This is a genomic window from Limnohabitans sp. Hippo3, assembly GCF_003063665.1.
GTDB lineage: Bacteria > Pseudomonadota > Gammaproteobacteria > Burkholderiales > Burkholderiaceae_C > Limnohabitans_A.
In genome coordinates, this window is sequence record NZ_NESF01000014.1 from 18,462 (window position 1) to 31,723 (window position 13,262).

Annotated in this window: 13 protein-coding genes; 7 read left to right on the plus strand and 6 right to left on the minus strand. The window is 62.8% G+C overall.

The genetic code is table 11. The features are described 5' to 3' along the window. Nucleotides 1-154 precede the first annotated feature (154 nt). Together B9Z34_RS13160 and B9Z34_RS13165 are read left to right on the plus strand one after the other, a co-directional pair. On the plus strand, nucleotides 155-982 hold the full coding sequence (locus tag B9Z34_RS13160; protein WP_108428579.1) for a lysophospholipid acyltransferase family protein: 828 nt from the start codon (nucleotides 155-157) through the stop codon (nucleotides 980-982). Next, entirely contained in the window at nucleotides 951-1,865 is a 915-nt protein-coding gene (locus B9Z34_RS13165; protein WP_369907689.1) for a lysophospholipid acyltransferase family protein, read from the plus strand. Before B9Z34_RS13160 ends, B9Z34_RS13165 begins: the two co-directional genes overlap by 32 nt. Here B9Z34_RS13165 and B9Z34_RS13170 read toward each other — a convergent pair. Next, nucleotides 1,859-2,824, minus strand: coding sequence for an alpha/beta fold hydrolase (locus tag B9Z34_RS13170; RefSeq protein WP_108428581.1), 966 nt, complete (start codon nucleotides 2,822-2,824; stop codon nucleotides 1,859-1,861). The two genes, B9Z34_RS13165 and B9Z34_RS13170, sit on opposite strands and share 7 nt — an antisense overlap. 50 nt (nucleotides 2,825-2,874) lie before the next feature. Then, entirely contained in the window at nucleotides 2,875-3,624 is a 750-nt protein-coding gene (gene yihA / locus B9Z34_RS13175; protein WP_108428582.1) for a ribosome biogenesis GTP-binding protein YihA/YsxC, read from the minus strand. 87 nt (nucleotides 3,625-3,711) lie between these two features. On the opposite strand from yihA, the gene B9Z34_RS13180 reads away from it, so the two are divergent. The 3 genes from B9Z34_RS13180 to ccsB all read left to right on the plus strand — a co-directional run bounded on the left by B9Z34_RS13180 (nucleotide 3,712) and on the right by ccsB (nucleotide 7,965). Continuing rightward, nucleotides 3,712-4,344 (plus strand): cytochrome c, encoded by a 633-nt coding sequence (locus tag B9Z34_RS13180; protein ID WP_108428583.1) that lies wholly within the window; start codon nucleotides 3,712-3,714, stop codon nucleotides 4,342-4,344. Nucleotides 4,345-4,531: 187 nt separating this feature from the next. Beyond that, a complete protein-coding gene (locus B9Z34_RS13185) occupies nucleotides 4,532-6,658 on the plus strand; it encodes a cytochrome c biogenesis protein ResB (RefSeq protein ID WP_108428584.1) in 2,127 nt (708 codons plus the stop codon). Beyond that, nucleotides 6,655-7,965 carry a c-type cytochrome biogenesis protein CcsB gene (gene ccsB / locus B9Z34_RS13190; protein WP_108428585.1) on the plus strand — a complete coding sequence of 437 codons (1,311 nt, stop codon included), beginning with the start codon at nucleotides 6,655-6,657 and terminating at the stop codon, nucleotides 7,963-7,965. Before B9Z34_RS13185 ends, ccsB begins: the two co-directional genes overlap by 4 nt. Before the next feature lie 26 nt (nucleotides 7,966-7,991). Here the strand turns inward: ccsB and B9Z34_RS13195 are convergent, their stop codons facing one another. Beyond that, the gene (locus B9Z34_RS13195) at nucleotides 7,992-8,372 is read right to left on the minus strand and encodes a response regulator transcription factor (protein ID WP_108428586.1); all 381 of its coding nucleotides are present in this window, start codon (nucleotides 8,370-8,372) and stop codon (nucleotides 7,992-7,994) included. A 98-nt stretch (nucleotides 8,373-8,470) separates the two neighbouring features. Continuing rightward, entirely contained in the window at nucleotides 8,471-9,961 is a 1,491-nt protein-coding gene (locus tag B9Z34_RS13200; protein WP_108428587.1) for a sensor histidine kinase, read from the minus strand. Between the two features lie 91 nt (nucleotides 9,962-10,052). Between B9Z34_RS13200 and msrP the strand changes: the two genes are divergently transcribed. Together msrP and B9Z34_RS13210 are read left to right on the plus strand one after the other, a co-directional pair. Further along, the gene (gene msrP / locus B9Z34_RS13205) at nucleotides 10,053-11,048 is read left to right on the plus strand and encodes a protein-methionine-sulfoxide reductase catalytic subunit MsrP (protein WP_108428588.1); all 996 of its coding nucleotides are present in this window, start codon (nucleotides 10,053-10,055) and stop codon (nucleotides 11,046-11,048) included. Nucleotides 11,049-11,076: 28 nt separating this feature from the next. Next, on the plus strand, nucleotides 11,077-11,676 hold the full coding sequence (locus B9Z34_RS13210; RefSeq protein WP_108428589.1) for a sulfite oxidase heme-binding subunit YedZ: 600 nt from the start codon (nucleotides 11,077-11,079) through the stop codon (nucleotides 11,674-11,676). A 47-nt stretch (nucleotides 11,677-11,723) separates the two neighbouring features. Here B9Z34_RS13210 and lysA read toward each other — a convergent pair whose 3' ends face one another. Both lysA and B9Z34_RS14825 read right to left on the minus strand, forming a co-directional pair. Next, nucleotides 11,724-13,010 (minus strand): diaminopimelate decarboxylase, encoded by a 1,287-nt coding sequence (lysA, locus tag B9Z34_RS13215; protein WP_108428590.1) that lies wholly within the window; start codon nucleotides 13,008-13,010, stop codon nucleotides 11,724-11,726. Continuing rightward, nucleotides 13,007-13,252 carry a lipoprotein gene (locus B9Z34_RS14825; RefSeq protein ID WP_108428591.1) on the minus strand — a complete coding sequence of 82 codons (246 nt, stop codon included), beginning with the start codon at nucleotides 13,250-13,252 and terminating at the stop codon, nucleotides 13,007-13,009. The genes lysA and B9Z34_RS14825 overlap by 4 nt, the downstream gene beginning before the upstream one ends. Nucleotides 13,253-13,262: the final 10 nt, after the last annotated feature.

Genomic DNA, 13,262 nt, shown 5'->3' on the forward strand with positions numbered 1-13,262 from the left:
GCCGGGCGAGCTGGGCTTGGCATGAACCGGTAGCGGACCAGACTGAAAACAGGTAGCGCACGGGCCGGGTCCGCGCTTGTGCAGGGCCGGGTGTGACACGCCCAGAAGCAGGGCCTGCCAGGTCGCTGGCGGTTCAGGGCAAAATCACCCCCCTATGTTGCGCTGGTTCCGTTTTTTTTCCCGTTGGCCTTTGTGGGCCTTGCACCTGCTGGGCAGCGCGGGGGGATGGCTGGCCTGGTGTTTTTCAGGGCGTTACAGAAGCCGTTTTTTGCACAACGCACGCCAAGCCGGTCTGGGGTGGGGTGGGGTGTGGCGGGCCGTAGGACAGGCCGGGCGCATGTCGGCCGAGTTGCCCCGCTTGTGGCTGGGCCGCACGCCACCTGTGGTGTGGGCCGACGACCGCGCTGCGGTAGAGGCCTATGCCAGCGGCCAAGGGGTGTTGTTTTTGACCCCGCACATGGGGTGCTTTGAAATCACGGCCCAAGCGCTGGCCTTGCGTTTTTCGGCCGAACACGGCCCCCTCACGGTGCTTTACCGCCCCGCCCGTCATGCCGGACTGGGCGAAGTCATGACGCTGGCGCGCCAGCGGCCAGGCCTGGAGGCTGTGCCCACCACCTTGGCGGGGGTGCGGCAAATGATCAAGGCCCTGCGTTCGGGGCGTGCCGTGGGTTTGTTGCCCGACCAGGTGCCCCCCGAGGGCATGGGTCAATGGGCACCGTTTTTCGGCCAATCCGCCTACACCATGACCTTGGCGGCGCGTTTGGCCTTGCAAACCAGCGCCCGGGTGGTGCTGATTTGGGGCGAGCGCTTGTCCTGGGGCCGTGGCTACCGTCTGCACACCCAGGCGCTGGGGCACGCCTTGTCCCAAGACCTGGACACCGCGGTGGTGCAGATCAACCAGGCCATGGAGTCGCTGATTCTCCAGTGCCCATCGCAATACATCTGGGGCTATGCCCGCTACAAAAACCCCAGACAGGCCTGAGCGGACCCGAATAACCATGGTGAATGTGCTGATCGCTGTTTTGCGCCTGTTTGCGCGCTTGCCTTTGTCCTGGGTCCGGGTTGCGGGCCATGGCTTGGGCTGGTTGCTGTGGCATCTGGCACGCAAGCGCCGCCGCATTGTCCTGGTCAACCTGAAGCAGTGCCTGCCCGAGTTGTCTGCGCCTGAGCGTGAGGCCCTGGCCTACCGCCACTTTGTGGCCTTCGGTCAGTCGGTCATGGACCGGTCCTGGCTTTGGCATGCGCCCGAGGCACTGGTGCGGCAGCGCCTGCGCTGGGTGGGGGATGTGCAGGCTTTGCAGCAGTCAGGCCCCTTGGTGATGTTTGCGCCGCATTTTGTCGGGCTGGATGCGGGTGGCATGGCGGTGTCTTTCGATGTGCCTGGGCCGGTGGCTTTCATTTTTGTGGGGCAGTCGCGCCCGGCGGTCGAGGCTTGGGTGCGCCGGGGGCGCGAGCGTTCGGGTAATGTGCGGCCGTATTTCCGCCACCAGGGCATGCGCCAGATTTTGGCGGGCATCAAAAAAGGCGAGCCCTTGCACCTGTCGCCCGACATGGATTTCGGACGCGAAGAGTCGATCTTTGTGCCCTTCATGGGGGTCGAAAAAGCAGCCACCGTGCCGTCACTGTCGCGCTTGTCACGCGTGGTCGGGGCGCGGGTCGTGCCTGTGGTGACCCGCATGACGCCTGCGGGTTACGACATCGAGGTGCATGCCGCGCTGCAAGACTTTCCCACCGCCGACCTGGCTGAAGACACCACCCGCATGAACCGCCTGCTGGCCGAGTGGGTGCGCACCATGCCCGAGCAGTATTACTGGGTGCACAAGCGTTTCAAGACCCGGCCCGAGGGCGAGCCGGCTTTTTACTGAGGTGGCCGGGCAGCCTGCGGCTGCAAAAAGTCAGCGATTTCGGTGATGACGCGCTCGGCTTGCTCGTGCACCACCCAGTGCGTGGCCTGTTCAATGGGCACCAGCTTCATCGTGGGGACGTGCGCGTCCAGACCTTCGGTCAGGCAAGGCAGCAGGGCCACGTCGTCCTGGGCCCAGAGCACCAGCGTGGGCACCTCGATGCGCAAAGCCTCGAGCGGGATCTGTACTGCATTGGCGCCCGGGTCGGCGGCGGTGGCCGGGCGCAGGGGCGATGCGCGGTAGTAGTTGAGGCCACCTTGCAGGCCGTGTTGCCAGACCTCGCGGTATTGCGCCTTCACGGCGGGTGTGAGCCAGTGCGCCGGGGCTTTGGCGGTTTGCGCGGTGAGCGATTGCAGCGAGCGGTCCTGGCCCGTCAAAAAACCGAACAGGCGCTCAAAATCGTTGGCCGCCAATTGCGCGGCCGCATCGGGCTGCACCAGAAAATTCATGTAGGCACTGGCCGCTTGCTGCGCCGGGTCGTGTTGCAAGGCCCGCAGGAAGGGGCCGGGGTGGGGCGAGTTGACGATGACCAGCTGGCGCAGCCGCTCCGGGTGCTGGTTGGCCAGGCTCCAGGCCACGGCACCGCCCCAGTCGTGGGCGATCAGGGCGGCCAGCGGGGCTGGACTTGATTCGAGTGCGATCAGGGCCACGATGTCCTGCACCAGGTGTTTGGCACGGTAGGCCTTCACGTCTTGCGGGGCGCTGGAGCGCTCGTAGCCGCGCAGGTTGGGGGCCACACAGCGGTAGCCGCCGTTTTCGGGTTTCGAAAAGTGCAGCAAAAGAGGGTCCCAGACCCAGGCCCCTTCGGGGAAGCCGTGCAAAAACAGCAGTACCGGGCGTCCGGGCTCGCCGCAGGCGCGGCAGCTCAAGGTGATGCCGTGGGGCAGGGCTTGCTGCCAGGTCTGGATGTCGGGATGCACGGCGGATCACTCCATGAGGGACGGTGAGCCGTGGCGGTTTCAGCGCGGGCTCACTCGTCCAGGGCTTCAGGTTCTTCTTCGGGTGGCTCGGCAGCAGGGGCAGCAGACGCTGCAGCGCCCGCAGGGTGTGTCCAGTCCCACAGCAGTTGGGCCACTTCGTCCACCCCTTGCTTTTTCAGGGCCGAAAAGAGTTTGACCTCGCCGCCCCCAGCTTGCAGTCGCGCAATCGACAAGGCCTTGGCCTGTTCCGATCGGGTGAGCTTGTCGGCCTTGGTCAGGATGATCAAAAACTTCAGGCCCTGCTCCACCCGGGGGCGGATCACTTCCAGCAGGATGTCGTCCAGCTCGGTCAGGCCGTGGCGCGGGTCGCACATCATGACGATGCCGGTCAGGTTCTCGCGGCTGACCAAATAGTTGGCCATGACCTGCTGCCAGCGCAACTTGTCCATCTTGGCCACAGCGGCGTAGCCGTAGCCGGGCAGGTCGGCCAGCACCGCGTCGGTGACGCCCTGCTTGCCCAGGGCAAACAAATTGATGTGCTGGGTACGGCCGGGTTTTTTGGAGGCAAAGGCCAGTTGTTTCTTCTGCGTCAGGGTGTTGATGCAGGTGGATTTGCCCGCATTGGAGCGGCCCACAAAAGCGATTTCGGGGGTGTCCATCGCGGGCAGGTGGTGCAGCTGCGCGGCGGTGGTCAAAAAGCGGGCCGTGTGCATCCAGCCCATGGGGGTCACGGCGGGGGCAGCCTGAGCGGGTGCTGAAGGCTTGGGGGCCGAAGAGGGGGCGGGCGAATGGGCGGTCATAAATCGGGGTGGCCTTTGGGCGTCAGGAAACTGGCGCAGGACGCATTGTAGAATCCTTGGGTTTTGCGCCAACTCTTGGATCACGCCATGAAGTCGATTAATTCTTTTCTGATCACCGCCCTGTCGGCCGCGTTTGTGGCCGGTTCTGCCTTGGCTGCCGGCCCTGCGCCCCAAGCTGCCAAACCCGACCTGGCCAAAGGCGAGGCCATTTACAGCGCAGCCTGTGTGGCTTGCCACGCCGCTGATGGCAACTCCGGCACCCCCGTCAACCCCAAATTGGCGCAACAGCACCCCGAGTACCTGCTCAAGCAATTGCAGGAATTCAAGTCTGGCAAGCGTGCCAACGCCGTGATGAGCGGCATGGTGGCTGGTTTGAGCAACGACGACATGCGCAACATCGCTTATTGGCTCGCCTCCAAGCCTGCCAAACCCGGCTTTGCCAAAGAGAAAGACACCGTGGCCCTGGGTGAGCGCATCTACCGCGGCGGCATTCCGGATCGCCAGATCGCGGCTTGCGCCAGCTGCCACTCGCCCAATGGCGCAGGCATGCCTGCCCAGTACCCCCGCATGTCGGGTCAGCACGCCGACTACACCGCTGCCCAGTTGATCGCCTTCCGTGAAGGCGTTCGCAAGAACAGCGTTCAGATGACCCAGGTCGCCTCCAAAATGAACGACCGCGAAATCAAGGCTGTGTCCGACTACATCGCAGGTCTGCGCTGAAGCGCTCAGCACGTCTCTGACCCCGGGCAATCCCTTGGGTCAAGGGGGGTCTTCAGTCTGTCTTCAGCAGACTGCGCCACAATCGGGCTCCCGACTGCGACACCACCACCAAGGCCGGATTTCCGGCCTTTTTTTCGGGTAACGGGCCAGCGGCCCGCTTTTCTTTGCCTGTGGACACCTTTGCACCATGATGCCTGCCGCTTCCAGTCCTGAATCCGAACGTGGCTCGTCTCGCTGGGAAGCCGTGCTGGAGCTTCTGTCGTCAATGCGTTTTGCGATCTCGCTGTTGACGGTCATCTGCATCGCCTCGGTGATCGGCACCGTCCTCAAGCAAAACGAGCCCACCAACAACTACATCAACCAGTTCGGGCCGTTTTGGGCCGAGTTGTTTGCCACGCTCAAGCTCAACACCGTCTACAGCGCCTGGTGGTTCCTGCTGATCCTGGCGTTTCTGGTGGTCAGCACCAGCCTGTGCATCGCCCGCAACACGCCCAAGATCCTGGTGGATCTGAAGAACTACAAGGAAAACATCCGCGAGCAAAGCCTCAAGGCCTTTCACCACAAAGCCGAGGGCCATTTGAACGAAGCGCCCGAAGCCGCCGCCAAGCGCCTGGGGGCCTTGCTGGCCACGGGCGGCTGGAAGGTCAAGCTGCAAGCGCGCGATACCCCGGCCGGCAAAGGCTGGATGCTGGCGGCCAAGGCGGGCGCGGCCAACAAGATCGGCTACATCGCGGCCCACTCGGCCATCGTGCTGGTGTGTGTGGGCGGTTTGCTCGATGGCGACCTGATGGTGCGCGCCCAGATGTGGTTTGGTGGCAAGGAAATCTACAACGGCGGGGGCTTGATCGCCGATGTGCCTGCGCAGCACCGCCTGTCCGAGCGCAACCCGGCTTTCCGGGGCAATTTGCTGGTGGCCGAAGACACGGCTTCGGGCACCGCCATCCTGAACCAGTCCAACGGCATCTTGCTGCAGGAGCTGCCCTTTGTCATCGAGCTGAAAAAGTTCATCGTCGAGTATTACTCGACCGGCATGCCCAAGCTGTTTGCCAGCGACATCGTCATCCACGACAAAGCCACGGGCGAGAAGCGCGAAGCGCGGGTCGAGGTGAACCACCCGGCCAGCTTCAAGGGCATCAACATTTACCAGTCCAGCTTTGACGACGGTGGCTCCAGCGTCAAACTGCAGGCCGTGCCCATGTCGGCCGCCACCCAATCTTTTGAGGTGGAAGGCACCATCGGCGGCAGCACCGACTTGACCAATGGCAACGAGAAGATGAGCCTGGAGTTCACCGGGCTGCGCGTGATCAACGTGGAAAACATGTCCGGTGGTGCAAGCCCCGAGGGCTCGGGGGTGGATGTGCGCAAAGTCGATTTGCGCAGCGCCATCGACGAGCGCCTGGGTGCCGGGCACAAAACCACCCAAACCAAAGAGCTGCGCAATGTGGGCCCGAGCGTGAGCTACAAGCTGCGCGATGCGGCCGGCCAGGCGCGTGAGTACAACAACTACATGCTGCCCGTGGATGCGGGCGATGGCGTGCCGGTGTTCTTGCTCGGCATGCGCGAGACCCCCAGCGAACCTTACCGTTACCTGCGCCCCCCGGCCGATGAGAACGGCGAGTTGAACGGCTTCATCCGCCTGCGCGCGGCGCTGGAAACGCCCGCGCTGCGCGAGCGTGCGGTGCAGCGTTACGCCCGCAAGGCGGTCGATCCGCAGCGGCCCGAGTTGACGCAGCAGCTGGCCGATTCGGCTGAGCGTGCGCTGAGTTTGTTTGCGGGTCAGGAAGAAGTCAAGGGCAAGAAAGTGGCGGGCCTGCAGGCCTTGGCAGACTTCCTGGAGGCCAATGTGCCCGAGGCCGAGCGCCCCCGTGCGGGCGAAATGTTTGTGCGCATTCTGAACGGCACCTTGCTGGAGCTGGACACCGTGGCCCGAGAGCAGGCGGCGGCCAAGCCCTTGCCCGCTGACAAGGTGCAGGGCTTCATGTCGCAAGCGGTGCTGGCTTTGTCAGACGCCCCGTTTTACCCCGCACCCATGACGTTTTTGCTGAAGGACTTCAGGCAGGTGCAAGCCAGCGTGTTCCAGGTGGCTCGGGCGCCGGGTCAGTCCATCGTTTATTTGGGCTGTGCCCTTTTGATCCTGGGTATTTTTGCAATGCTGTATGTTCGGGACCGTCGCTTGTGGGTCTGGCTGTCGCCGCAGGGCGAGGGTGCCCAGGCGAGCGTGGCCTTGTCGTCCAACCGCAAGACCATGGACGTGGACCGTGAATTTGACCAACTGAGTGCCCGTTTGCTGGGTCGCTCCGAGAAAACAACATGACGACTGTCACTTTGAATCCGGGCTATTTTTCCAGCCGCTCGCTGCTGGACTGGGGCTTTGCCGTGTTGGCGCTGTTGGGTACTGTGTTTGCCTTCAGCCGCTACCAGCACGCCATGGACGTGTACGAGCAGGCCATCCTGATTGGCAGTTTGCCGGCGGTGGTCTGGCTGGCCTGGTTCTGGCGGCCTTTGCGTACCTTGATGCTGGTGGTTTCGGGCCTGTCGCTGTTGGCCATTTCTCTCTACCAGGGTGATCTGGCACGGTCCGAACAAGTCTTTTTGCTCAAGTATTTCCTCTCCAGCCAGTCGGCCATCCTGTGGATGAGCATGCTGTTTTTCATCAGCACCGCTTTCTATTGGGCGGGCATGTTCATCCGTGGCCAGGGCGATGCGCTGGAGTCCTTGGGCTCGCGCATGGCCTGGGTGGCGGTGGGCCTGGCCCTGATCGGCACCTTGGTGCGCTGGTACGAAAGCCACCAACTGGGCCCGGACATCGGCCACATCCCGGTGAGCAACCTGTACGAAGTCTTTGTGATGTTCTGCTGGATGACGGCGGCGTTCTACCTGTACTACGAAGCCCAGTACAAGACACGCGCTTTGGGGGCCTTTGTCATGCTGGTGGTCAGTGCGGCGGTGGGCTTCTTGCTTTGGTACACCCTGGTGCGCGAGGCGCACGAAATCCAGCCCTTGGTGCCCGCGCTCAAAAGCTGGTGGATGAAGCTGCATGTGCCGGCCAACTTCATTGGCTATGGCACTTTTGCCTTGGCTGCCATGGTGGCCTTTGCCTACCTGATCAAGCAGCAAGCGACCGAGACCCGCTGGTACAAGCTGGCGCCTTTGTGGCTGCTGGGCATTGTGTTGTGCTTCGAGCCCGTGGTGTTCCGCCAATCGGCCAATGACCAGACCAGCAGCTACTGGATGGTTTACTTCGGGGTGTCCGCCTTCATCGTGGCGGGTATTTTGCTGGGCCGTCGCCGGATTGCCGAGCGTCTGCCGTCCTTTGAAATCCTGGACGATGTGATGTACAAGTCCATCGCCGTGGGTTTTGCCTTCTTCACCATCGCCACCGTGTTGGGCGCTTTGTGGGCGGCCGAGGCCTGGGGCGGCTACTGGAGTTGGGACCCGAAAGAAACCTGGGCCCTGATCGTGTGGCTGAACTACGCCGCCTGGCTGCACATGCGCCTGATGAAGGGCCTGCGCGGCACCGTGGCCGCTTGGTGGGCCCTGGTGGGCTTGGGCATCACGACCTTTGCTTTCCTGGGGGTCAACATGTTCCTGAGCGGCCTGCACAGCTACGGCACGCTGTGATCTGGAGCGAGCAAGCCCCGCCCGATTCAAGGGGCTGGGGCGTCGCTCAGCACTTGGTCGATCACGGCCAGCATTTCCCGGGTGTTGAAGGGCTTCCATAAGAAATGCACCGCGCCCGAGTCTTGGGCTGCTTGCGTTTCATGGGGCTGACTTTCACCGCTCATGAAGATCACGGGCATCAGATTGCAATTGGCTTTCATGCGGGCATTCAATTCCAGCCCGCTCATGCCCGGCATGCGCACATCGAGCAGCATCACATGGGGCGGCTGTGTGGGGGGCGCATTCAAAAAAGCAGCGCCGCTGTCGTGCACCTGTACGGTGTAGCCATGCGCCTGCAGAACCAAGGCCAGCATCTTGCGGATGTCGGCGTTGTCATCAACCACATGGATGAAGCCTGTTTTTTTCATTTTGAACTGTGAAAATCGTACGAATTGATTTTACAGTTCGCGCCTGAACCGGCCCCGCTGGGCCCATCAGAGGCCGCAATCGCCGTTTTGTGGCCTGCTCAGGCGGATGCCTGGCCGGGTGTGGGTATCAACCACAGTTGCAAAATTGCGCCGGACTCACCGTGCACCGCCAGGTTCTCCATCACGGTCTGTCCGCCCCAAAGTCGGACCATGCTTTGGGTCAACAACAGGCTCAGACCCGAGCCTTGGGCCTTGCTGGACACCACAGGCCCGCTCAGCTGTTGCAAGAGGTCTTTGGGAAAGCCCGGGCCGTTGTCCTGAATTTGCAGCACCACCCAATCCTGCCCTTCTCGCTGGCGCTCCAGAAGTTCGATCAGGATGCGGGGGGGTGAACGCATGGGCGTTGGCAGGCTGCTCATGGCGTCCATGGCATTGGCCGCCAGGTTGAACACGATTCGCTGCAGCATCACTTCGTTGGCCTGTACCTGCCGGGCGCGCGTCAGCTGGTTGATCGACTGAATGTCGATGCCCCGCTGGTTGGCTTCGCCTTGCAGGATCGGGAAAACAGACGCGATGGCCGACTGCAAGTCGACCGGCTCCATCTGGTCCTGCCCCCGGATCATCAGCCGCCGCAAGCTGCTGACCATGTCGCTGGCTTTGCCCGACAAAACCATCAAGTCGTCAATGCGCGACTGCAACGCGGGCTTGTCTGGCACGGTTTTGACCTGGCTTTGCAGGTCGTACAGGCCCAGCTCCAGGGCCTGCAGGGGTTGGCTGATGTCGTGCACCAGCATCGCCGAGAACGACGACAGGCTGCTCAGCGCAGACACGCGGGCGTTGAGCATCAGCAATTGGTCCCGCTCCTTGACCAAGTTGCGCATCGCGTCGCTTTCAGCCAGGGCTTGCAACTGCCCGGCTTGCGCTGTGGTTGTCTCCTGGTTGGAGCGTTCGAGGGCAAAACCCCAGTAGCCAAAACAGATCAGGATCATGGCCAGAATGCTGGTCAAGGTCACCAGATTGCTGACCCAAGAGAAAGAAAAAACGTTCAGGTAGTCGACGTTGCCAGTGACGGCATAGTGGTACATGCGGTTCAGGTAGGCCCCGGCATGGATGGCAAACGCCACTTGAATCATCATCAAGCTGCGGCTTTGGACCGTGCGCCGCAGTTGCCAGATCAGCCATGACAGGACCGTGTTCAGCAGGATGAAGGTGGCCGAATAAACCAACACGCCTGTGGTGTTCAGATCCTGGGTTTGGTACAGCCAGATCAGAAAAATGACCCAGGCACCCACCACTGCCCCCATGCCGGGCCAGCGCCAGGGCTTCATGTTGAGTTCGCGCCGGAGCGCTTCGACCATGATCAGCCAGGATGCAAACACCCCTGACCACGCCATCAGATAAGACAGGTACCCGGAAACATAGGGCCTCAAGGCGATGGAGCACAGCGACAGGCTGTAAATCGAGATGCTGATGAACCACAGGCGTGTTTTGTCGTTGCGGCGGCCGGACAAGAGCAACCAGGTGCCCAAGGGCAGGGCGATGTGGACGGCGATCACAACCTGGATCAGCAAGCCAACGGCAGGATGCATGGGGGCTCCTTGGCAACAGAGGCCCTTTGGGCGAGGGTCTCTGAAAAAGTTCAGAATACACAGCTATTTTCCGCCTTCTCCAGGGACCCCCATGATCATCCAGTCAGACACCTCCGGTTTTCAGCACCCCGTGCCCAGCGAAATCACACCCCAGTCGGTATACCTGACGCGGCGCGACATCATCCGCCAGATGGCCACGGGCTCTGCGGGCTTGGCCCTGACCGCTTGGGGCCTGCGCGAAGCCCACGCGCAAACCCCGCGCGCAGGCCAGTTGGCGGCGCTCGCAGCCGTGCCTTCGACCGTGCCCGGGGCTTTGACCATGGACCGGCTCACGGCCTACAAAGACGCGACCACCTACAACAATTTTTACGAATTTGGCACCGACAAATCCGACCCGGCCAAGCGTGCCCACACCTTGGTCACACAACCGTGGACGGTCGAGATCGAGGGCCTGGTGAAAAAACCAGGCCGCGTGAACCTGGAAGACCTCATGAAATGGGGCGCCATGGAGGAGCGCATTTACCGCCTGCGCTGCGTGGAAGGCTGGTCGATGGTGATCCCATGGATCGGGTATTCGCTGGCCGAGCTGATCCGTCGCGTGGAGCCCCAGCCGGGCGCCAAGTTTGTGGAGTTTGTGACCCTGGCGGACCCCAAGACCATGCCGGGTGTGCGGGGCGGGGCTTTGGATTGGCCTTATGTCGAGGCCTTGCGCATGGACGAAGCCATGCACCCGCTCACCCTCTTGGCTTTTGGCATGTACGGCGAAGTCATGCCCAAGCAAAACGGCGCTCCGCTGCGCCTGGTCGTGCCCTGGAAATACGGCTTCAAGAGCGGCAAAAGCCTGGTCAAGATCCGTTTCACCGACAAGCAGCCTGTGTCGTCATGGGAAAAAGCCGCGCCGCAGGAGTATGGTTTTTATTCCAACGTGAACCCGAATGTGGATCACCCCCGCTGGAGCCAGGCCACCGAGCGTCGCATTGGCGAAGACGGGCTGCTGGCCAAGAAGCGCAAGACGCTCATGTTCAACGGCTATGAAGCGCAGGTGGGGCAGCTGTACGCGGGCATGGATTTGAAAAAGTTCTTCTGATGCCGGCTTGCCTCAAGGGGGTGGCGGCATGAGGGCGGCGCTGCGCCACCCCGCCGCTTGGTGGGTCGTGCTGGTGCTCGGGTGCATGCCCTGGGCCTGGTTGCTCGCCCAAACCCTGCTGGACCAGCTGGGGCCCAATCCCGCCGAAACCCTGATCCGTTCGACCGGGGACTGGACACTGCGCAGCTTGTGCGTGGTGCTGGCCGTGACCCCTTTGCGCACCTGGTGGGGTTGGCCTGAGCTGTTGCGCTTTCGGCGTTTGTTGGGCTTGCTGGTGTTTGGCTATGCCAGCTTGCACCTGCTGTGCTACGCCTGGCTGGACATGGGCTTTGACCTGGCTGACACGCTCCAAGACCTCTTCAAGCGCCCCTTCATTTGGCTGGGCTTCAGCGCCTTTGTGATCCTGCTGGCGCTGGCGGCCACCTCGTTCAACCGGGCTGTGCGCTGGCTGGGCGGCAAGCGCTGGCAGCTGCTGCACCGGGGTGTCTATGCGGTGGCCGTGCTCGCCGTGCTGCACTTTTGGTGGATGCGTGCGGGCAAGCAGGACTTTGCCGAGGTGCTGGTGTACGCGGGCATCTTGGCGGTTCTGTTGGGCTGGCGCTGGGTGCGGGCAGCACGGCGAACCTGAGCCTGCAGGAAGCGCTTGTGCAGCCGGTTCAGGCTGCGCCGCCTGTTTCAGACCAGCTGCTCCAGCGCAAAGGTATCGAACGCCGACTCGCGCTGGCGGATCAAATGGGCCTTTGTGCCATCGACCAGGATTTCGGCGGCGCGGCCCCGGGTGTTGTAGTTGCTGGCCATGCTCATGCAATAAGCGCCTGCCGACAGCACGGCGAGCACATCCCCGGCTTGAACCACCAGTTGGCGGTCACGGCCGATCCAGTCGCCGCTTTCGCACACCGGGCCGACTACGTCGTACACCACACCATCACCAGAGTGCTGCGAAACCGGCACGATCTGGTGGAAGGCCTGGTACATGGCCGGGCGGGGCAGGTCGTTCATGGCCGCGTCGACGATGCAGAAGTTCTTTTGTTCGCCGGGCTTCAGGTACAGCACCTCGGTCAGGCACACGCCCGCGTTGCCTACCAAAGAGCGGCCGGGCTCGATCATCAGCTGGCGCTGGCCGTAACCCCGGGCATCGAGCTTGGCCAGCAGCTGCGCCCACAGCGCATCGGCCTCGGGCGGCGTGTCGCCGTTGTAGTTGATGCCCAGGCCACCACCAAAGTCGATGTGGTGGATAGCGATGCCCGCCGCTTCGATGTCGGCCACCAGGTCCAGCACGCGGTCCATGGCGTCCAGGTAGGGCGTGCTGTCGGTGATTTGCGAGCCGATGTGGCAGTCGATGCCCACCACCTTCAGGCCCGGCAGGCTGGCTGCGTGGCGGTAAGCACGCTGCGCGTCTTCGTGGGCGATGCCGAATTTGTTGCCCTTCAGACCGGTCGAGATGTAAGGGTGCGTCTTGGGGTCGACATTGGGGTTCACGCGCAGGCTGACCGGGGCCACCTTGCCCAGGTCCGCGGCCACGGCGCTCAGCACATCGAGTTCGGCTTCGCTTTCCACATTGAAGCAGCCAATGCCCACTTGCAGCGCTTGCTTCATCTCGTGGCGGGTTTTGCCCACGCCGGAAAAAATCACCTTGGCCGGGTCGCCGCCCGCAGCCAGCACGCGGGCCAGCTCGCCGCCCGAGACGATGTCAAAGCCGCAGCCGGCATCTGCAAAGACCTGCAGCACCGCTAGGCTGGAGTTGGCTTTCATGGCGTAGCAAATTTGCGCGTTCCGACCGGCAAAGCCGCGCTGGTAGGCGGCCAGGGCCGAGAGCATGGCGGCCTTGGAATAAACGAACAAAGGCGTGCCGTGTTCGCGTGCCAGCTCGGACAGGCAAACGCCCTCGACATGCAGCTGATCGCCCGCATAGGCGACCTGGGGCTGGCCGGGCAGGCCTTGAGGGGTGGTGGGAGCGTTCATGGTGGGGTGAGTTGGGGGGGCGTCGGCGCCGGGGTGTTTGTCGTTGGGTCTGACGGCACGGTGGTTGTAGCGGGCGCGGTTTTGGCGGGCCAGACCTTGAGCGTTTCGGGCAAGGTGGCACGTCCGGCAGACTCCGGGGTAGTGGGCAAAAACAGGGGGCCTTTTTGACCGCATGCGCTCAGCATCGCCGCACCGCCGACAAGGGCATGCGCCGTGACTAGAATCTTCAAGACCTTCAACATGCACCGATTG